19 protein-coding genes are annotated in these 21,479 nt (G+C 47.4%); 12 read left to right on the forward strand and 7 right to left on the reverse strand.

Annotated elements, in window-relative coordinates; all coding sequences use genetic code 11:
* Positions 1-343 precede the first annotated feature (343 nt).
* From AELLOGFF_RS11880 to AELLOGFF_RS11910, 7 genes are read left to right on the forward strand one after another with little or no spacing between them, the layout of a single operon-like run.
* Entirely contained in the window at positions 344-826 is a 483-nt protein-coding gene (locus AELLOGFF_RS11880; protein ID WP_159268941.1) for an MSMEG_0572/Sll0783 family nitrogen starvation response protein, read from the forward strand.
* Positions 827-834: 8 nt separating this feature from the next.
* Entirely contained in the window at positions 835-1,863 is a 1,029-nt protein-coding gene (locus tag AELLOGFF_RS11885) for a Nit6803 family nitrilase (protein ID WP_235035713.1), read from the forward strand.
* Positions 1,805-2,920: an MSMEG_0568 family radical SAM protein gene (locus AELLOGFF_RS11890; RefSeq protein WP_200842655.1), complete on the forward strand. Its 1,116-nt coding sequence runs from the start codon at positions 1,805-1,807 to the stop codon at positions 2,918-2,920. The genes AELLOGFF_RS11885 and AELLOGFF_RS11890 overlap by 59 nt, the downstream gene beginning before the upstream one ends.
* Positions 2,921-2,934: 14 nt before the next feature.
* Complete coding sequence (locus AELLOGFF_RS11895; protein ID WP_159268942.1) at positions 2,935-3,621, forward strand: MSMEG_0567/Sll0786 family nitrogen starvation N-acetyltransferase; 687 nt, start codon at positions 2,935-2,937, stop codon at positions 3,619-3,621.
* Positions 3,618-4,625, forward strand: a complete 1,008-nt coding sequence (locus tag AELLOGFF_RS11900; protein WP_159268943.1) for a sll0787 family AIR synthase-like protein — start codon at positions 3,618-3,620, stop codon at positions 4,623-4,625. The genes AELLOGFF_RS11895 and AELLOGFF_RS11900 overlap by 4 nt, the downstream gene beginning before the upstream one ends.
* Entirely contained in the window at positions 4,613-4,900 is a 288-nt protein-coding gene (locus tag AELLOGFF_RS11905; protein ID WP_159268944.1) for an MSMEG_0570 family nitrogen starvation response protein, read from the forward strand. The genes AELLOGFF_RS11900 and AELLOGFF_RS11905 overlap by 13 nt, the downstream gene beginning before the upstream one ends.
* A gap of 56 nt (positions 4,901-4,956) precedes the next feature.
* A complete protein-coding gene (locus tag AELLOGFF_RS11910; protein ID WP_159268945.1) occupies positions 4,957-6,243 on the forward strand; it encodes an MSMEG_0569 family flavin-dependent oxidoreductase in 1,287 nt (428 codons plus the stop codon).
* A gap of 288 nt (positions 6,244-6,531) precedes the next feature.
* On the opposite strand, the gene AELLOGFF_RS11915 is transcribed toward AELLOGFF_RS11910, so the two are convergent.
* On the reverse strand, positions 6,532-8,850 hold the full coding sequence (locus tag AELLOGFF_RS11915) for a TonB-dependent receptor (RefSeq protein WP_159268946.1): 2,319 nt from the start codon (positions 8,848-8,850) through the stop codon (positions 6,532-6,534).
* Positions 8,851-9,079: 229 nt separating this feature from the next.
* Between AELLOGFF_RS11915 and AELLOGFF_RS11920 the strand changes: the two genes are divergently transcribed.
* The 5 genes from AELLOGFF_RS11920 (at position 9,080) to AELLOGFF_RS11940 (ending at position 14,294) form a co-directional block, all read left to right on the forward strand.
* Entirely contained in the window at positions 9,080-9,907 is an 828-nt protein-coding gene (locus tag AELLOGFF_RS11920) for an alpha/beta hydrolase (protein ID WP_159268947.1), read from the forward strand.
* A 229-nt stretch (positions 9,908-10,136) separates the two neighbouring features.
* Positions 10,137-10,874, forward strand: coding sequence for a FadR/GntR family transcriptional regulator (locus tag AELLOGFF_RS11925; protein ID WP_159268948.1), 738 nt, complete (start codon positions 10,137-10,139; stop codon positions 10,872-10,874).
* A 223-nt stretch (positions 10,875-11,097) separates the two neighbouring features.
* On the forward strand, positions 11,098-12,081 hold the full coding sequence (locus AELLOGFF_RS11930; RefSeq protein WP_159268949.1) for an AraC family transcriptional regulator: 984 nt from the start codon (positions 11,098-11,100) through the stop codon (positions 12,079-12,081).
* A 124-nt stretch (positions 12,082-12,205) separates the two neighbouring features.
* On the forward strand, positions 12,206-13,303 hold the full coding sequence (locus AELLOGFF_RS11935) for an aromatic ring-hydroxylating dioxygenase subunit alpha (RefSeq protein WP_159268950.1): 1,098 nt from the start codon (positions 12,206-12,208) through the stop codon (positions 13,301-13,303).
* 187 nt (positions 13,304-13,490) lie between these two features.
* Positions 13,491-14,294: an SDR family NAD(P)-dependent oxidoreductase gene (locus AELLOGFF_RS11940; protein ID WP_159268951.1), complete on the forward strand. Its 804-nt coding sequence runs from the start codon at positions 13,491-13,493 to the stop codon at positions 14,292-14,294.
* A gap of 90 nt (positions 14,295-14,384) precedes the next feature.
* On the opposite strand, the gene AELLOGFF_RS11945 is transcribed toward AELLOGFF_RS11940, so the two are convergent.
* The 6 genes from AELLOGFF_RS11945 to AELLOGFF_RS11970 form a co-directional block, all read right to left on the reverse strand.
* Positions 14,385-14,843, reverse strand: coding sequence for a MaoC family dehydratase (locus AELLOGFF_RS11945; protein WP_159268952.1), 459 nt, complete (start codon positions 14,841-14,843; stop codon positions 14,385-14,387).
* 26 nt (positions 14,844-14,869) lie between these two features.
* Positions 14,870-15,682, reverse strand: a complete 813-nt coding sequence (locus AELLOGFF_RS11950; protein ID WP_159268953.1) for a tyrosine-protein phosphatase — start codon at positions 15,680-15,682, stop codon at positions 14,870-14,872.
* Between the two features lie 266 nt (positions 15,683-15,948).
* Positions 15,949-16,569, reverse strand: coding sequence for an FMN-dependent NADH-azoreductase (locus AELLOGFF_RS11955; protein WP_159268954.1), 621 nt, complete (start codon positions 16,567-16,569; stop codon positions 15,949-15,951).
* Between the two features lie 124 nt (positions 16,570-16,693).
* Positions 16,694-17,719, reverse strand: a complete 1,026-nt coding sequence (locus tag AELLOGFF_RS11960; RefSeq protein ID WP_159268955.1) for an NADP-dependent oxidoreductase — start codon at positions 17,717-17,719, stop codon at positions 16,694-16,696.
* A gap of 230 nt (positions 17,720-17,949) precedes the next feature.
* On the reverse strand, positions 17,950-18,939 hold the full coding sequence (locus AELLOGFF_RS11965; protein ID WP_200842656.1) for a formylglycine-generating enzyme family protein: 990 nt from the start codon (positions 18,937-18,939) through the stop codon (positions 17,950-17,952).
* A gap of 132 nt (positions 18,940-19,071) precedes the next feature.
* On the reverse strand, positions 19,072-20,808 hold the full coding sequence (locus tag AELLOGFF_RS11970; protein WP_159268956.1) for an arylsulfatase: 1,737 nt from the start codon (positions 20,806-20,808) through the stop codon (positions 19,072-19,074).
* Positions 20,809-21,479 lie beyond the last annotated feature (671 nt).

Here is a 21,479-nt window from a genome sequence, read left to right on the forward strand (position 1 = left end):
AATCGATAACTCAGTTCTTAGATCAAATTGCAAAATTGATCGTATCATTTAATAAAATTGATTGCATTACGCGGCCGTACCTAACGCCTTTGCCCCACCGGCTTGCACACAAGCACAAATACAGTGCATAGCAAGCACCCCATCAACAAACGCTATTGCGGCAGCAAATCCAGACTAAAAATTATTTTTAACAAATATCCAATTAGTGAGCCGGACTTGATTGCATATTGATTGCAATCAAAAATAAATTGATTGGCATATTGATTGCAAAATTAAAATCGCATCACTGAACAATATAGCAGTGATCATTACTTTCAAATAGTCCAACTGGAGAGACGCAGTCATGCCAAAAGTAACCCATGAAAAGCACAAAGCGGGCGATTTTTTTGTTGATTACGAGGAAAAGGTATTCGAGGACGTAAAAGCGGAAGCCGGCCAAAAAGCACTGGTCACCTTTCACACCGTCGCCTTCGAAGGCTCAATCGGCTTCGTTAATATGCTGCAGGCCACCCGCCTACTGCGCAAAGGTTTTGAAACCTCAATATTGTTATACGGCCCTGGGGTAACGCTAGGACTACAAAGAGGCTTTCCCACACTTGGCGACGAAGCGTTTCCCGGCCATCTCAACTTCAACAATCAGCTGACTAAATTTATGGCTGAGGGCGGCAAAGTCTATGCCTGTCGCTTCGCGCTGCAAGCACTTTACGGTCACGGTGAGCCCTCACTTATTGACGGCATCTGCCCGATCAACCCTTTAGACGTGCTTGATCTGAAGCTGCTTCATATCAAAGACAATGCCGTAATTATCGATACTTGGACTGTGTAAGGAGCACAATGATGGCGCAGTGTAAAACGATACGCGCCGCGGCTGTTCAGCTCTCTCCAGATTTGGGGAGCGCTGAAGGTACGCTGGCTAAAGTGCTAAACACCATTGACGACGCTGCCGCAAAGGGCGTTGAGCTTATTGTGTTTCCAGAAACCTTCGTTCCCTATTACCCCTATTTTTCATTCGTATACCCACCCGTGGCCTCTGGCCCCGAGCACCTGCGCCTTTACGAAGAGGCCGTGCTGGTTCCCGGCCCAATAACCCGCGCTGTTGCGGAACGCGCTCGGGCAAGAGAGATGGTGGTGGTACTCGGCGTCAACGAACGCGACAACGGCAGCCTGTATAACACCCAATTAATTTTTGACGCTGACGGACAGCTGGTACTAAAGCGTCGCAAACTAACACCCACCTTTCACGAGCGCATGATCTGGGGGCAAGGCGATGCCTCTGGCTTGAAAGTCGCGGAGACTCGGGTAGGACGTGTCGGCGCATTAGCCTGCTGGGAACACTACAACCCGCTAGCGCGCTACGCGCTGATGACCCAACACGAACAGATTCATTGCAGCCAATTCCCTGGTTCACTTGTCGGCCCAATTTTCGCTGATCAAATAGAGGCCACAATACGTCACCACGCATTAGAAGCGGGCTGCTTTGTTGTCAACTCCACCGGCTGGTTAAGTGATGAGCAAATAGCATCCATCACCTCGGACCCCAAATTACAGCGCTCACTCCGCCACGGCTGCAATACCGCCATTGTTTCGCCAGAGGGCGTGCACCTGGCAACACCGCTGCGCGAAGGTGAAGGGCTCGTCATTGCCGACCTCGACTTCAATTTAATTACCAAGCGGAAACGCATGATGGATTCCGTAGGCCATTACGCCCGCCCCGAACTCCTTAGCCTGTTGATTAACGACAAGCCCAGCAGCTACAGCCAAGCCATGCCTAGCACCACCCACACCATAACGGGAGAACTCTGCGATGAAGCCGAAGCCAAGCTCGATGCCCACAAGCCACTCACCACAGCGGATGATTACTGAGCTACAAACCCAAGGTTTACGACTAGCAAGTGGCAAGAGCACACAGTTACGACGCAAAGGTGGCGCCGGCCCCAGCGATCACCAAGCTATTACCATTGGCGACACCACCGTCATGGTGCCGGTTTACAGCGACAGCGCTTGGGAGTCTCCCTTTTCAGTGGATGAGTCCAATGACCGCAACTCACTGAACCAAGATGGCATCCCGCTAGCCGACATCACTTTTGTGAATAACCCAAAATTTTATGAGCTGCATACTGCTGACGGTATTCCCTACTCCCATATCGCCACGCTCCACAGCCGCGACGTGTTGGCAACTACGGTACTGCAAACCTGCATTCGCTATGAGAGTCGTCGCAAGGCCTGTAAATTCTGCTCAATTGGTCAATCGCTAAGAGCCGGGCGCACCATTGCCCACAAAACGCCGCAACAACTTGCCGAGGTCGCCAAAGCTGCCGTGGAGCTGGACGGCATTCAACACATGGTGATGACAACAGGCACACCCGCCACACCGGATCGTGGCGCGGCGGTACTTTGCGACAGCGCCCTTGCGATTAAGGCCGCCGTTGACCTGCCCATTCAAGGTCAGTGTGAGCCGCCAAAAGACCCCATTTGGTATCAACGCATGAAAGATGCTGGCATCGATGCCCTGGGCATGCATTTAGAAGTAGTGACCCCAGCACTGCGCGATGAACTGATGCCCGGCAAGGCAGAACTGACGATGGACGTCTATATGCAGGCCTTCGCTGATGCGGTTGCAGTCTTTGGTCGCGGCCAAGTTAGTACCTATATTTTAGCGGGACTGGGCGACAGTGCTGAGGCGATTACAGCGTGCTGCGAAAAACTGATCGCCTTAGGTGTTTACCCCTTTGTTGTGCCCTTTGTACCGATCCGCGGCACTCCTTTAGAAGACCACCCAGCACCTACCGCCGATTTTATGGAACCGCTGTTAGAGACCATTGCTGCCCAGCTCGCTAGCGGCCAATTGCGCTCAACGGATATTAAAGCTGGCTGCGGACGCTGCGGAGCCTGCTCAACCTTATCCAAGTACGAGCACTGAGGAGGCGAAAAGCCATGACTAGCAGCCAAGACCCAAAACATCTGCGCGCGCATTTAGCGGATCACACGCAATCTTACAGTGGCTTTACCATCAAATGGGCCAGCTTACCCTGGGAAGTAAATGAAGCTCAGGCATTGCGGCGCAGAGTCTTTTGCGAGGAGCAAAGGCTGTTTGAGCGCGACGACCTAGATGTCTTAGACCAGCGAGCGACGGTTGATACATCGACAGATCAACAAGCCCGAATCCTTGTGGCGCTGGGCAGCCTATGTGGCTGGCATGAACAAATTGTTGCCACGGTGCGCATTCACCAAGAAGCCCCCGGTGTTTGGTACGGCTCTAGGCTGGCGGTAGATAAGCATTTTCGACGTCAAGGCAAGCTTGGCGCCAGTCTAATCAAACTTGCGGTGTCCAGCGCCTACGCCCTTGGCTGTGAATGCTTTTTAGCCAATGTGCAATTGCAAAACCAAGCGTTATTTGAACGCCTGCATTGGCAACGTATTGGCAGCAATGTGGTTCGTGACCAAGAGCACGCGCTCATGCAGGCCAACTTGGATTTTTACCCACCCTTCACCACCCCCTACAGTGGATTTATTGTTCGCAACCAACACCGCCGGAGACCCCAGAAAGAGCTTGCGCCAAACCTACTATTACCGATGCAGGAACTTGAGGGCAGCGGGCAGATAGGAGCGCAATCGCTATGAATCTGCGCCAATTATTAGATCAGGTTTACCGGCATTCAGGTATCGACCACAAACGCGACATCAGCCGCTTAGCACCGTATATGCCGCCCCTAGCCAGTGGCCTGCACCCCAACGGCGACGATGCCGCCGCACTCCCCAGCCCCGATGGCTACACCCTGTTGGCAATGGAGGGGTTTATTGAAGAGTTTGTCGAACACGACCCCTGGTTTGCAGGCTGGTGCGGCGTCATGGTGAATGTCAGCGACATAGCCGCAATGGGTGGCCGCCCCAGTGCCATCGTCAACGCTATTTGGGACAAGGGCGGGGACAAGGCCGAACGCATCATGCAGGGTATGCACGACGCGGCCACCTGCTTCGGCATTTCCTTAGTCGGCGGCCACACCAACCTCCATGCCAATAACACGCAATTGGCGGTCGCGATTATGGGCCACGCTAAACAGTTACTCAGCAGCTTTGCCGCCCGGCCAGGCCAAGCTCTGGTGGCCGCCATTGATTTACGCGGCGAATATCGCGCGCCATTTCTTAATTGGAATGCTGCCACTGGAGCACCGCCAGCAAGACTGCGCGGAGATATCGCACTACTAGCAGAAATTGCCAACAAAAAATTAGCTACCGCCGCAAAAGACATTAGCCAAGCAGGATTACTTGGCACCACCGTAATGCTACTTGAAAGCTCTGGTGTTGGCGCAGAAATAGACTTAAGCGCGATTCCGCGCCCCCAAGAACCAAGCTGGGCCGACTGGCTTTGTAGCTTTCCCAGCTTTGGATATTTGCTCACTTGCGACCACGACCAATTACCAGCACTGCTAGAAAAATTTCACAGCCGTGATATTGCCGCCGCTGAAATTGGTCAAATAACGCAAGAACAAAACCTTTTTGTTCATCACCAAGAACAGAGGGAGCTGTTCTGGAATTTAGCCACTTCCAGCTTAACTGGACTAGGGAAAGTCCCCCGCCATTCACTTCCCGTACAACAACAGAAGGTACAGCCATGCCCGCTCTAAATTTCACAGTCCGCTGGCCAGACAACAGTGTCGATATCTGCTACTCGCCGTCTACGGTACTGCTCGAGCATCTTAAGGAACACCAGCATTACCCGCTCAACGATTTTTTGCATCGTACCCAGCTTGCGCTAAACAAAGCCAGCGACCGCGTCGAGCAAAAATACGGCTACCAATGCAGCAGCGCAATGGATCAACTCGCCCGTATCAAGACCAAAGCCAAACACTTTGGCCAGCACGACAATGAAACCGTCGAAGTTATCAGCATCACCCCCTGACATGTTGACGCCAACATTTTGTAATAAACGACTTAATATTTTAAGAGGCACATAAAATGAATACCCAAACTACGCCAAAACAGCATTTGCCTGTCATTATCGTTGGCGGCGGCCAAGCCGGCCTGTCGGTTAGTTATTACTTACAAGAACAAGAAATCGAGCACTTGGTACTCGAGCGCAAAACCCTGATGCACAGCTGGCAAAGTCAACGCTGGGATTCGTTTACCTTAGTAACCCCAAACTGGCAGTGTAATTTACCCGGCCATCCCTATGATAGCGACGAACCAAAGGGCTTTATGCGCCGCGACGATATCGTCGCCTACCTCAAACGCTTTGCCGACAAAGTAAAGCCGCCGGTACGCGAAGGCGTCACCGTCAATCGCATTAGTATCGCCAGCGACGGCAGTTACGAAGTGACGACCAGTGACGGCAATTACAGCTGCGATCAAGTCGTGATTGCTTCAGGTGGCTACCAAGCCCCCATCATCCCCCGCATGGCAGAAAAACTACCCGACGACTTATTCCAAATGCATTCCGCGCAGTATAAAAACCCAGAGCAACTCCCCGACGGGGCAGTGCTAGTGGTCGGCTCGGGTCAATCGGGCGCGCAAATCGCCGAAGACCTTCATCTCGCAAAACGCAAAGTGATTCTTGCCACTGGCGACGCACCACGTGTCGCTCGTCAGTATCGCGGTAAAGACGTGGTGGAATGGCTGCACGACATGGGCTATTACGATATTTCTGTTGAGCAACACCCTCTGCGCGAAGGTGTCCGCGACAACACCAACCACTATGTCACCGGTCGCGACGGCGGACGCGAAATTGACTTACGTCGCTTCGCTCAAGAAGGCATGGAACTGTATGGCCTAATGGAAAATTATGACGGAGAAAATTTACTATTTAAAGATAACCTCGCTGCCAATCTAGATCACGCAGACAAGGTCTACCGGAATATCAACACTCGCATCGATACTTGGATATCAGAACAAGGTATTGAAGCTCCTGCTGCCACCGAATACAAAGCGGATTGGCAACCTTCTGAAGAGCGCGGCAAACTGAATTTAGCAGACGCTAACATTGGCAGTGTGCTTTGGTGCATAGGCTACCGCCCCGATTTCGCCTGGCTAGATGCTCCCGTATTCAACGGCATGGGACACCCCCAACACACGCGTGGCGTTAGCGCCCAAACCGGCTTATATTTCATTGGCCTACCGTGGTTGCACACTTGGGGCTCAGGGCGCTTTTCCGGAGTCGCCCGTGATGCCGAATATATTGCTCAACAGATAAAATCACAGGCGGCAGGCGAAGAAGTAAAGAGTGAATTTGCTAGCATTGAAATATAAATCTGCAAACTAAATATGCCCAGAGGTGCTGGCTTCATGCCTGGCCTCATACCTTGTAAACGCTTTAGTTCATTTTACCTAAAGCGTTTGCAAGCACCATAAAAATCAGCACGAAAAGGTGTATCACCTTAAAGCAATTCACCCGATAATAACTAGCTAAGCTCGACATTATCAACAACGATGCAGTTAAAAACCAAAGCTAATAATGAGTACAAGCATAACTAATTATTTTGACTCATTATTATTTTTAATAAGCCATGCCGTACTCTGTGTTATTCGCTCTGCATTCTACAGAGCATAACGGAAGTTTAACGTGTACATGCGCGGGTCTTCTAAGTTACCACAATACTGACAGGGAACAAGAACAGACTGGCCACCAAAATTGATCGTGCGCTCATCTGTTATATTGAGCGCACTCAAACTAACACCCCAGGAATTTTCCAGATTGCTTATACCGACATTCGCATTAAATTTCCAAAACGCATCTTGGATTGTCGCGGCTTCATGGATTGAATCAAAATAGTATTGATCAGAATATTTAGCGTCGAGTCGCGCATTAAACATAAAGCCGCCAAAACCTTTGGTGTAGTCAATAAAAGCACTACCGCTGGCATCTGGGGCTGCTAGTAACGGCTCTCCATTAAAGTCCTCTGTGCCATCAGCGCTGTTTTGACACTCCACAGATTGTGCGTTGACATTCTGCGGACAAGTTCCCTGGAACTCAGTATACCTCGCTCGCAAAACAGCAGCGTTTAGACCAACCATGATATCTTCTGATACAAGGTAAGTTAACTCCACCTCAAGCCCTTTGCTCTCTGCTTCACCAGCATTCTCGACGACAAAAGCCGTTTCGTCGAGGGTAGAGACCTGTAAATTTTCAAACTCGGTATAGAATAATGCCGTATTCAGACGTAAACGCCGATCGAACAACTCCATCTTCGCACCAATTTCATAATTTCTGGCACGCTCTTCGTCATACTCAAAACCATCTATATTTCCAGTAGATTCGGTAGCATTAAATCCACCACCTTTAGTCGCTCTTGCATGAGTGAAGTACAAATTAACATCATCGTTAACTACCCACTGCAAGTTAAAAGTGCCATCTGTATTGGCCTCTTTGCGGGTTTGCTTGTCATAGTCATAAGCCCCCGTACCAGAGGAAGTCGCAAGCGCCAGAACGGCAGGGTTAGTTTCAGGCTCATCAGTTTGATACTGATTAATCTCTTGACTGGCTTTGGCTGATTTTTCTTCCACCGAACGACGCACACCAAGAGTTGCACTAATGGCATCTGTTATATTCCACGTGCCCTGCACAAAACCAGAAAACGCCTCTGACTCCTCATAATAATCAATCGCTGTCGAGTAATGGAAATCAAGTGCAGGTGGCACTGACAATTGCAAATCAATATCTCTTCCCGAGCCCCTTAAATCTAAGGTTCGATCTAAATAATACAAACCACCCATATACACAAAACGTTCACCCACCGGCGAGGTAAACCGCAGCTCATGAGACACTTGCTCGAAGTTTTCGGGGACATATTCAACGACTAAATCTGCACCGCTAAAGTCACCATCACTGGCACTAAAACGGTCATAGGCAGAGTAACCGCCAGTGTAGCTCACTTCAAAATCACCAACTTGCTGCGCAACATTAAGGGTCACACTATCACTATCTTGATCTAAGAAAGTATCACTTGATTTTCCATCCTGATAATTGGTCGTATTAAAAGTATAATCTTCGCCCGCCGCATCTTGCGCCGCCACAATTGACGCAGTTATAGGCGCAAGAATAGGATCCGTTTGCGGCGCAGTACGGTCATAACCAATTATCTGAAACTTACTTCCTTCTTCGTCATATTTACTATGCTCAACTTTCAACAAAACATCGGTGGTATCACTAGCAGCCCAGTCCACGCTTAAACGCACAGCCTGCCCGTTCCCACTTTGATCTGGTTCACCGGGACCATCACCACTGTAATGATTTTCTATAAACGATTCATCCCTAGACTCGCTAACTACTAAACGTGCACCCAAGCCCGAATCCAAAATTGGTCCAGATAATATTCCAGTGAGCACACTACTACCGTACTCAAATTCGTAGCTACCCTGGATTTCCGCTTCAAATTCATCCGACGGCTTTTCACTGTGAATACTAATCGCCCCAGCAATGGAGTTTTTACCAAATATAACGCCCTGTGGGCCACGCAATACTTCAACACGCTGCACATCTAGAAAGGGGATTTGAAATTGTGCTGATCGTCCGGCGTAGATACCATCAACGTACAAACCTACGCTTTGTTCAAATGAGGGGTTTGCTGCACCGGATCCCAAGCCACGCATGACAATAACATTGGCATTGGGCGAGTCACTGATATTAAGATTAGGTACCAGCGATGACATTTCTTCTAGATTACCAATGCCATTTTTTGCCATTGTATCTGCCGATACCGCATTAATGGATACCGGTACATCCTGAATACTCTCAGTTCGTTTTTGAGCTGTCACTATCACTTCTTCAAGCTGTGGCGCGCTGAAAGCAGCCATAGAAGTAATTGAAAGGGTGACCGAGGCCAGAAACTGAGCAGGTGTTTTTGGTGCAATTCTCATCAAACTCTACCTATATATTATTAGTTCAAACGCTAGGGCGTATGTAGAAAAGTATTATGACTACTTGTAATACAATAATACTATCACACTTTAAAAACAACTACGGCAACTAGACTTTTTAATTATCTGTCGGCTCAGCTTGCAAAATAAGTATGACCAACTCATAGAGAATCTTGATTTTATGTATTATTGTATTACATTATAGAGAGATACCATTTGGAGATAAATAATGAAAACCGAATCCCACATTGTTAATGACTTGCATGCCACCAGATACACCCCGGAAGACCAAGAAGCAAAATACGCGCTCGTGATCTCTCATGGCCTGGGTGGCCACGGCGGAATATATAATGCCTTCTGTGCACACCATGCTGCCAAAGGGGTAGAAATCTGGAGTTTTGACGCACCAGGACATGGCCTTTCTACTAGCACTCGCCCACGCGGCCAATTCACAATGGAAGAGTGGGCGCAGGGTACTCGTGACTTCGCCGCCCACGTTAAAGCCAAAACTGGCCTACCTGTCTTTGCACTGGGCTCCAGTCTTGGTGTTTCTGCAGCTATCTCTGCCATAGACTCGCCCGACCTGTCTGGCGTCATCTGTATGGGCTCTGTAGCCGTCCCCGGCAGCCCGACCATCAAAGCTATGACCGAAGCATGGCGCAGTGAGCCTGTACAGGAATTACTAACGCAATTCGGCCGGGCCCTGCGCTTGGATTTACCCCTGTTTTTTGATTTTGACGAAGACTATGGCTTCAAAGGTGCCTACGAAGCCAAGAAACAAGACCCCTTGAACACCTGGTCTTACGATCTAGCTTCTTGGGCATCTATATTGAACTACGTTCCGCCCATCCCCTTGAGCGAAAACACCAAGCCGGTGCTGTACACCGCAGGCTCAAAAGACCCCAACATTCCCGAGGGCGCCTTAGAGCTTATCGTTGCTGAGATTGCCGGCCCGGTAACTCTCAAAATTTTTGAAGACGCCACTCACCAGCTTATGTTGTTTAATACTGAAGAGTACTCAGACTGCGTACACACCTTCTGTCTAGAGAACGCATAAACACAGACCTAAAACAGCTTTTAAACGATGACAGATTTGGCCATTCTCTCAATGAACGGCCAATTTGCAGTACCCACCTAGCTGAATGTAACAAAGCTTTCAGCTAGGTGTAATGCAACATAGACAGGTAGTCACTAAGAGGGCTGGCTGCTTTTAACTGTACTAATGTATACTAATATAATTATATTGCATTGATAAAAGCAGTAGCGGCAACGGATAACCAACTCATATGAGCAAACAACAAGCCTTCAAGGCAGTCACCAAAGTCCCAGCTTACCAATTGGTGGAAGAATCAATCCGTGGCATGATTATGGGCGGAGAGCTTTCTCCCGGAGACCTTCTCCCCCCCGAGACCGAACTGGCAGTGCAACTAGAAGTAACTCGACCGACGGTTCGCGAAGCTTTCCGCTCATTAGAAGGTGCCGGCTTACTCAAACGCGGCCCGCGCCGCCGGATGGTAGTGACCGCTCCCTCACCCCGCATTGTCCACAATGCAATGCACGAAGCCATTATGCTTCACGGCGTCACTTATCGTGAACTCTGGGAAATCAATATGGCGCTGGAGCCAACCGCAGCCGCGTTAGCTGCCAGCAAGATAACACCAGAGTTACTTGACGAAATTGAAGCTAATCTGGCGCGCACCGCTGAGTGCTTGGACAATCCCGCTAAATTAGTAGAATGCGATGTAGAGTTCCATGAACTCATTGCTAAGGCCGCCGACAATCACGCCCTATTACTGGCAAAAGAACCTTTGGGAGAGTTATTTTTCCCAGCTTACGGCACGGTAATTAGCAATATTGGACCAGGCGAGCGCTTGTTCGAAGCACATACAAAAATCTTTCAGGCCCTTAAAAAAGGTAATGAAAAACAAGCCCAAATCTGGATGACTAAGCACATTCGAGACTTTCTAAGAGGCTGCGAGCTTGCCGGTGTTAATATCGACGCGCCAGTTAATAGCAACGTCTAGCACCCATAGCTGCATTACGGCTTTTGACGTGAATAGTGCAAATCACATCATATTTTCGCGCTTTAATAACAACATGGAAAAGCAGGCCAACTCACCCCGTACTATCAGCCTTAACCGGCCTTAGTAATGAGTCAAACAGGGGCATACCTTAAAACTGGAGCGATTAGCCTTGGACCTCACATCCATCTTATCAAAACATAGGGTGCTGGTTGCGGGTCCAATCGTGCTTGTAGACTTTCTCAAAGAGAAAGGCTTTAGCTACGAAGATATCCTCGCCCCAACCAGAATAGACTCCTCACTACTTGAAGATATTGATAACCAGCTAAACTGCCTGCAGTTTGTTCAACTCATTAAACAAGCGATGGTACTTACTGATAATCAGGCATTAGGCTTAGAGTTTGGCCAACGTTACAATTTCACCGGCGGCGGCTTACTCAGCCTTGGCGCTATGGCCGCCCCCACATTTGAGGAATCCATTCAATTTGCGACCCAAACCGCAAAGGTCCTAAATCCTCTGCTAAGCACCGAGCTTGTACACACAGAAACCACGCTTGAAATAGAACTAATTGAAAAGCTTCCCTGGGGAGATACCAAAGCATTTATTGTAGAAACCATGTTTTCGATTATCACCATGGGCGTAAAACAATTATCACCTCACTCGCTAAAAGAAATAATATTTGAATTCAATTACACACCGAATAATACCGAACTCTATCAACAATACTTTCTGCCAGCACAGCTCAGGTTTGGCGCAGAGCATAACCGCCTTACAATGCCACTTAGCCTTGCCCGAAAGAAGCAGCTCACCTTTAACCCAACAACTATGCGGCAAGCCCAAAAGTTATTGGACGAAAAAATCACAACCATTCAAGACAAAAAGACGGCCGTGGTAACGCCAATCAAAATGTTTATCCTCGCCAACGAAGGCAGAATACCATCCATCGACGAAGCCGCAGCAAAGTTGAATATATCGGCGAGCACACTAAAACGCCGCCTTAAATCCGTCGACACGTCTTACAGCACCGTTGTCTCCGACGTCCGAAAAAGTCTCGCCCGTGAATACCTTTTACATAGCACTGACTCTATTGATCAAATCGCGTTTCGGCTTGGTTATCAAACTGCCTCTAATTTCAGTACGTCCTTCAAAGGCTGGTACAAACTAACCCCTTCACAATTTAGAACTGAAGGCCAAAAACAAAAAACTTAAGCCTCCCCATTTGAATGAACCTATCCCACAGTAATTTGACCTCCAGGCAATGGCGCGCACATCACATATTCGTCAAACTGCTATAGTAATAAATGATGTAAGCCAAACAATAAGAGGCAAAAGCATGACAGACGTAATCAGTGCCATTCGTGACACCCAAACTTATATCGGCATACCATTACTGCATGAGCATTGGTATGTGGCAGGGCTCTGTGAAGAGTTCGGCCGCGATCTTACGTCAAGAACCTTACTTGAGAAATCCGTGGTATTCTATCGCACCGAAGCTGGCGAATTAATCGCTTTACAAAACCGCTGCCTACACCGCTCTTTTCCATTATCTGAAAGCAAGTTACAGGGCGACAATATTGTCTGCGGCTATCACGGTATTGAATACAGCCCAGAGGGCGAAATTCAAAACGTTCCCTGCCAAACACAGTGCCCAAGTGGAAAACTTAGAAAATACCCCATCAAAGAAGTTGGACCCTTTGTGTTTATTTGGATGGGCAACCCAGAAAACGCCGAGCAGGGTTATATTCCTGAATTACCGTACTTGGAAAACCCGCAAAAGGTTTCTTTCTACGGTGAAGAGTTTCTAGTTGATGGCAGCTACCTGCTACTGCAAGAGAACTTGAATGACCTGACCCATTTTACTCACCTTCATGCCAACACCTTTGGCGCCACCGTGGACTCCCTTGACGAATCCTTTATTAAGCTTCCACTAGATTTTGCGGAAACTAACGGTATCCCCGGTTGCTATCGCACCGACGACAATAGTGACCGCATCAAACTTGGGCTGCCACCCGAAGTACTTGCCGAGATTGGCGACCGCAAGGTGGTTAACCGCAATGGTGGTATTACCGTGTCTCCCGGTGTCTGGCTAGGAGAGAACTTTTTCCATGTAGAAGATCCGGCACCGGGCAAGCCTGAAACCTATAAAATCTACATAAACCATTACTTAACGCCGAAAACCCACAACAGCTGTCACTACTGGTACTCAGTCACCACTGACTTTATCGAGCCAACGCCCGAGAATTCAGCTGGTATGAGCGCACTATTCCGAGCCGCATTTGAGGAAGATGTGGTTGCCATCAATCACATGCAAAAGCTGCTCGAGGAAGATACCACTGACTACAAAGAGATCAATGTATTTGGCGACAAGGCCGGCGTGCTAATCCGTCGCAAAATGTTGGAATGGGTAGCCAATGAATACCCTGCAAACTAGCAACTAGTCGATGTATCGCTAAGTCTTAGCAAACATCACCTTTTGGCCGACTCCAGTGACTACTGGGGTTGGCTTTTTTATTTAATTGCGTTCAATATATTTTTGACATATTGTATTACAATATCAAAAACACCCACATCCCCCTCTCCGTACTGACAATACTCCCACCAAAAACTAGGAGCAAAAAATGAGTCGTTTCGATAATAAAACCGCATTAATCACCGGTGGAGCTTCCGGGATTGGAGCGGCCTCTGTTAAACGCTTTTTCTCCGAAGGCGCAAACATCGTCATTGCAGATATGGATACCGTAAGTGGCGAAAAGCTAGTTGCAGAGTTAGGAGAAGAGCGTGTCGCCTTTGTTAAGACAAATGTATCTGATTGGGCTTCGGTTCAAGCTATGGTGGCATTTTCCGTAGAAAAATTTGGCCGCATTGATGTGCTGTTCAATAACGCCGGCATCGACAATTACGGCCTAACACCTGATCTCGATGTCGAACAATGGCGCAAAGTCATCACCATTGACCTGGACTCGGTTTTTTATGGCTGCAAGGCCGTGATCCCAGTAATGCGAGAAAATGGTGGCGGCGCTATTATCAATACCGCATCTGCGTCAGGGCTCGCTGGCGACTACGGTATGACGGCCTACAACGCCGCCAAAGGTGGTGTTGTAAACTACACCCGAGCTGTCGCGGTCGATCACGCAAAAGAGAATATTCGCGTCAATGCGATCTGCCCCGGACCAGTGGCAACACCGATTATCGCAAAGGCTCAGCAAATACCCGGTCTTCAAGAAGCATGGGACGCTGCCGTGCCTATGGGACGCTTCGCAAAAGCAGACGAAATAGCGGCAGTGGTGGTGTTTCTGGCATCTGATGATGCCAGTTATGTGACAGGCAGTATCATGTCAGTCGACGGCGGTCTCACGGCACATACTGGTCAACCCAATATCACCAATATTATCGCTAATGCGAAAGAAGTGAATAAAATGTAGTTGATTTTTGTCGCTAATAGCAGAGCGGTTACGACAAGCCAGCGATAGCTGGACTGGCCGATTACCTACTTCATCAAGCCACTAAGGCCGTCATTTAACCATCTGCATCATGATCCACTCGGCTTTAAGCGCAGGTTTATTATCGCCTTCAATCTCCACTTCGACATCATAGGTCAACATAAACTGGCCGGGATTTTTCTCAACAAGATCAAGCACCTTGGCGTGGCAGCGAATACGACTACCCACTTTAACGGGAGAAATAAATCGCACTTTGTTGAAACCGTAGTTAATCCCCATGTACAGACCCTCGATTTGTACACCAAAGGTTTCGGCAAAATATGCCAGCATAGACAGGCTCAAAAAACCGTGGGCAACCGTAGATCCAAATGGGGTCTCTTTTGCTTTTTCTGGGTCAACGTGGATGAACTGATGATCCAAAGTACAGTCCGCAAACTGGTCGATTTGTGCTTGGTTAACAGAAAACCAATTGGTGCTTTCAAGTTGAGCACCAATAATATCGCGAGTACTTTCACGAGCTACACTTTCCATTTTTATTTCCTTCAACTTAGATCTAACTACTCACTGATTCCACATAAAATATTTGCCAGTGCTTCGCGTTTTTTTGCATCCATTTTCTGTTCACTTTGCAGATAGGCATCGATAGAACCATGAGCACGCTCAATGGTTAAAAAAGCCTCACCCAAATACTCAGGGTGCACCTGCAACAAGGCAGTCAAGCCCTCTAAGGCGTTACTCAGCGTTGGCCGCTTGCCCAGTAAATGCTCTATAAGAGCTTGAGTACTGTGACCTGTTGCCAGGTAATCATGAAAAATAACATCATGCGACGCACCCAAATTCATCAACACAGATGCCGCAGCAAAACCTGCACGGTCTTTACCGGCAGCACAATGAAAAACCAGAGGATAGTTGTCAGGGTTCATTAATAACGCCATGAAGTCAGCGTATACCTGAGAATGCCGGCTGATAAAACCCGCATTGGCTTTGATTAAATACGAACGAGCACTCTCAGCATCTAACTCCCCACCCTCGATGGCTTTCCACACATTAAATACATCGGTGCCCTTTTCGACGACCGGCAAACTAATATGATTAACATCAGGATTGATAGGGTGATTTGGAGACTTACCACGTTCATTACTACGTCTAAAATCAACAACGGTTCTAATACCAATCGCATTTAGTACATCAGCATCAGAGTCAGTGAGGTCACACAGCTGATCAGAACGATAAAGTTTACCGAACTGTATTGTGCGGCCATTGGCCACAGAATAACCGCCCATATCTCGAAAATTACGAGCACCTTGTAGTTCAATTCGCTTTGGCAATTGACTCAACATTTTTTCCACTACCTTTTGTTCCGTTGTCATTTACGAACCACAACAAAAGAACCGACCGGGAAGCATACCCGCCGTCGCACTTTCGCCACCACCTAGGTGGTCAAGTATTCGCAGATTCATACAGCCTTGCTGATAGTTTAATAATCATTTTCGAATGCAAACTAGAAAATAATATTTTTAATCCATAGCATCTATAAACTGATTGTTGATCTGCATTTTCGCACCATTGGGAAAAGTAGAATAGTTATTATTTCTGCTATTCTACTTTTAGCCTTGAGTGTTTGATTTTTCTAATGCTAAAACCGCTGGGCCGCTTCCTTAGCATCACCATCAAATTTTGTAAGATAAGCCTCAGTATTTTCCCTGCTGGCTTGCGTTGTATTTGATGCAGTGATAACCCGAAGGTCACGGATACCAATAGCGCCAAAAATAAATTTAAGATAAGGAAGTTGGAAATCGCTGTAATCACCCGCCATGGTTGAGGAACGGGTTAAAATAAACTGAAGCGGTCGATTTCTGAGCAAACCAACATGATCCATCTTTTCAAAATCATAACCAAAGGTTTCAATCGGCTGCACTAGGCAATCTATATATTGCTTTAATCGCCAGGGAACAGAATAATTCCACATTGGGCAAGAAAGCAAAATCTTATCTGCCTCGTCAAAAAAACGAATTTCTTCCTTAATTCTAGCCCAGGCTTCCTCCTGTTCAGAGTTACGTACTTCCCCCATAATCGGGGCGAATTTCGCAAGCGCTTCGATTTTCCCGAACTCAGGTAAATCACGCTCAAACACATTCAATGTTCGGATTTCGTCGTCAGGATTCTTTAATTTATACTCATCCAAAAAAGACGTCGCCAGTCGACTAGAATACGAATGATCCCCTTTGGGGCTCGCCTCTACATGTAATAAAATCATATTATTATCGCTCCACAATTAACAAACATAAGTTCTAAGCAAACCACTTCTATACCAACTTTTATCGCAAAGTCACACTGAGCAAGGTCACAAAATTAAGCGACATTAAACAGACTAAGTAGATCTAGCTGGTTGCTGACATTTTTACTAATTGGGTACCGAAGTTCTTGCCATCCATTACTCGTAGCAATGCAGCAGGCGCGTGTTCTATCCCCTCCAGCACATCTTCTTTAAATTGCAACTTGCCGGCCTTGAGCAAAGGTACTAGACGCCCAATCACAGCTGGAATCTGCTCCATGTAATGGAATATATGAAATCCCCGCATTGTGGCTTCATTGTGAACCAGATCGAAATAGTTTGATGGGCCTTTGAATGGCGATGCGTCGGTATACTGCGAGGTCGCGCCGCACAATACCACTCTCGCATGCATCGCAAGATTACTGAGTGCGGCTTCCAAAGTGCTACCGCCGACATTATCAAAATACACATCTACACCATTCGGGCAGACCTCTGCAATTCGGGCACTTATGTCTTCGCGCTTATAGTTAATGACATGTTGCACGCCCAGTGAACTCAACCACTCACCTTTTTCATCTGAGCCCATAATACCCACAACCGTGCATCCTGCCGCCAAAGCCAGCTGGCACACTAAGCTGCCCACCGTTCCCGCAGCGGCAGAAACCAATACGGTATCACCCAGCTTGGGCTTACCGTGCTCAATTAAGCCAAGGTAAGCGGTTGGCCCCGACGCACCCAGCACATGTAGCGCAAGGGTTGCAGGTACCTCTGCGGGCAAATGATTTTGCCGAAGTTGCGCTAACTCCGCACCAGTAAATACTCGGTACTCAGACCACCCCAACGGACCGACCACACGGTCGCCAACTGAGAAAGATTCGTTTTTAGAGGCCACAACCGTGCCCACTCCCTGCCCCCACATTACACTGTCGACAGGCACGGGCGGCTGCTTCGCCACTCCACGATTCAGTGCAACCACAGCGGGAGGATTCACCATAACACTACCGGTTTGCACCAACACATCGCCATCAACAAGATCAGGCATGGCAACGGTTTCTAGGCGAAAATTTTCAAGTGTTACCGACTGTTCAGGGCGTGATGCGACAACACACTGACGATACTTATTAGGAATCATAATTTTTATTCTCCGAGATATATGCTTTGTAAAATCGCTTAATTCAGCGTCTTACATAGTAAGCATAGATGACAATATAAGCAACATAGATGACATTATTGTAAGCATCATTATTATTATGGACGCACCTAATACCGTGAACTTTTCATGCCATATCAAAACCCAGCATAAACGGTGGGGCGAAGCACTATGGCGTCAAGCTATTGGCGATAGCCGCATGTGCAATACTGCTAGTTAATATCTTTTACCAGACGAAATCCGACGTGATTACTACTGCTATTAGGATCACCTTTGCCCCTTGCACCTGGACGATATCGCGCGCAGTAATCATCTGTGCAAAGAAATGATCCGCCTTTTTGCACTCTAAAACCTGTTAGCTTGCTATTTGCCTTCGGTCCCTTTGGGTTGTCGATAACGTTTCCTTGTAGCTGCTGATAATAGGTGGGGTCATACCAGTCTTGCACCCATTCCCACACGTTGCCCGCAACATCGTAGAGACCTAAGCCGTTAGCAGCAAAAGTTGCTACGGGGGATGTGGTAAAAAATCCGTCTTCATTTGTGTTTTTGTGAGGAAAAATCCCTTGGAATATATTGGCTAAAAAGTTGCCCCTGCCCTGCTGCTCGCTTCCCCATGAAAACTCAGCCTGCGACAATCCCCCACGAGCAGCTAGCTCCCACTCAGCTTCTGTTGGAAGTCGTTTATTTACCCAGCTTGCATAAGCGGATGCATCTTCCCAGGTGACATGAACAACGGGGTGATTCATTCGTTTCGAAATTGTCGATCCCAGCCCCTCTGGGTGGCGCCAACTGGCGCTGGGGATAAAACTCCACCATTGAGTGTAATCACGCTTACTAACCGGCTTTTTGGGTGAGTTAAAGACTAATGAGCCAGGAACAAGTAATGCAGGGTCAACGCCTGGGTAATCTTTTGGATTTAAGGGTCGCTCTGCAGTGGTTACATAGCCAGTGGCTTTTACAAATTCTTGAAATTCGGCGTTGCTTACCTCGGTTTTATCAATATAGAAAGCATTGACGCGAACTTTATGAAGCGGCATGGCATCTGGTGTCATGGGGTGGTCAAGACCCATGGTAAACACCTGCGCGGGAATGAAAACCATTCCCTCAGACGAGGGTTGAGCAGTGCTTAATCTGAATACGTATAAAGCTATTAGCGCCAAAATTATAAGTAGTGGAATAGAAACTCGTTTTGTCATTTTCATAATATCTTGCTTATCTATCTTGTAGTAAATGCAGTGCTGATAATATGACCGGTCACGACAGTTGATTGAAACCTATCGACTCGCTAATTAAGAACTTGGGCGCTGCACAACCTCTCTGAATGAAGCTATTTTTTAGTATGTCCACCACATTTTTCCGGGTAGAACGATATTGGCATTGTCTTTGTATTCTTCCCATTTCTTGATCATTTTCTGCAGCATTTCAGGTTCAGTGCTTGCGAGATTATTCCCCTCAGAAGGGTCTTTCGAAAGATCATAGAGCTCCCACTGGTTTTCTCCATAGGGTGGGGGCATTCTTAACAGCTTCCATTCGCCAAAACGTACGCTATGTTTTCCAAAGAGCTCCCAGCCCATCATCTCTTTGTCATTATGAACCGTGTCGCTTTGTCCAGATAACATCTCCAGCATGGACACACCTTCCAACGGATGCACTTTGCGCCCGCCATAGAAACTACCGTGGTTTTCTATGCCTGCGTATTCAAGCAAAGTTGGAAAGACATCTTTTACACTGGCAAATTCGTGGAATTTCTTATTCTTTTCAACCCCATTACCACTAATAAACGCGGGGGCGATTATCCCCCCTTGAGTAGGAAATCCCTTGTAAATTCGATGCGGCCCGATTGAAGCGCGGACCCAATGTGGTCCCAAATCAATAAAGGAGCTTGCCTCACCGATATTCTCGTAACTGTTATCGCAACACTCAATACCGAATAGCGTGCTCAGCTCAACTAACGACGCCATAAAGTCCATTTGGTGACCTTCTGCGCCATTGTCAGAAAGAAAAACAAAGAGCGTGTTATCGTATTTTTCTACTTCCTTTAGATGCGACACAAATCGACCAAACGCGTTATCCATATCGTCGATCATGGCTGCGTAAACAGCCATCCGCCGCGCTTCGTATTGCTGTTCTTCTTCTGTGAGGCTGTCCCATCGCTGCAGGTCATCGTTTATATAGGGCTGAGCTTCTGAGGGTTTATCCAAGAGGCCTTTTTCGACAAGAGACTGAATCCGTTGCTGGGCTAAGCGCTCATAGCCCAATTTATATTTTTCTTCATATTTATCAATCGTCTCTTTTTTGGCTTGCAGGGGCCAGTGCGGTGCGGTGTAAGCGAGAATGGCGAAAAATGGGCGTGTTGATGAGTTGTCTTGATCAATATAGCTAATGAGCTTATCGGTGTAAAAATCACTAGAATAGAAATTTTCTGGCAAGCTGACTCGTCGGCCATCTTCGCGGTAGTTCGCTTTGCGCTGGAAAGGGAGCACCGGTAATTCGTTGAAATGACCTGCCCCACCTTCTAATTGTACAAATGAGCGCTGAAAACCAAACGCTGGTGGGCTACTTTCTGCGTCATAGCCTAGATGCCACTTCCCTGAGATGTAGGTATGGTAGCCAGAGTCGAGAAAAACTTCGCTCAATGATGCGGCGCTTTTGTTTAATTTTCCCTCATAGCCAGGAATGCCTTTTTGATTTGATGCGATGGTTTTCTCATTAAATACCCCAAGGCCAACGAGGTGGTTATCCACACCCGTCATTAGCATTGCGCGACTGGGTGAACATGCTGCGCCAACATGAAACTGCGAAAACTGTACGCCGCTTTCGGCGATGCTATCAAGGTTGGGCGTTTCGATTTCGCCGCCATAACTACCCAAATCGGTGTAGCCGAGGTCATCGGCAACAACAATGACAATATTGGGTTTATTCTCAACGTCAGATACGGGGCTACTTGGTGAGGGGACTTTTGGTAATGCTTCTTCACCGCTTTGGGGTTTAACCATTATTTGAAAAATAGCGACGACCGCAGCTAGGATAAAAACAAGGAGTAAGATCTTTTTCCAGCTAAATTTCAACATATTATCCTAACCAAGATTTTCAATTATAGAATCATGAAAATAAAATTTACACGAAGTGCACTTTATTTGGTGTACGGTCGTCAGTCTCGAGTATGCTCGAGCAAGCGGCCCCTTCTCGTCTTATTCTAAGTATGATTTAGCTCTTTCTATGCTTTAACTATTATAAATCTTATACACCTCAGAATAGATATAACCCACCACTCCCCGCAAGTATGACATATAGTAATACAATCGCACAATTACCCGTATTTTCATAGTTGAAAGGCGTCCTATTCCCTAAATCTAGCCCCCGTGCTTATCTTCAGACACCCCATCAATAAGCAATACTGCCACACCCAGAATACTCTCCGCGTGCTGTTGAGCGCTAATCACAAGCTTTTAATCTGCTCTTACTTTACGCCCTCCACAAAGTTTCCGAGAAGGTGTTTGAAACACAACTCGCCTATAGCGTTACCGCCTTTTAGGACGTAATGGGAGCAGATTCGAGCGGATCTCATCATGGACAATAGTTTTACTTCAAGATAATTGCTTTACAAAAAAACGCTCAATCCAGCGTTGACATATAGTAAGCATTGGTGACAATATAAGCATCATAGATGACAAAATAATCAATACCGATCTATATAAGAGCTCAATACCAACCCCGGTGAACGCTCTCAATAGGCAAGACA

The sequence above is a fragment of the Zhongshania aliphaticivorans genome (assembly GCF_902705875.1).
Taxonomy (GTDB): Bacteria; Pseudomonadota; Gammaproteobacteria; order Pseudomonadales; family Spongiibacteraceae; genus Spongiibacter; species Spongiibacter aliphaticivorans_A.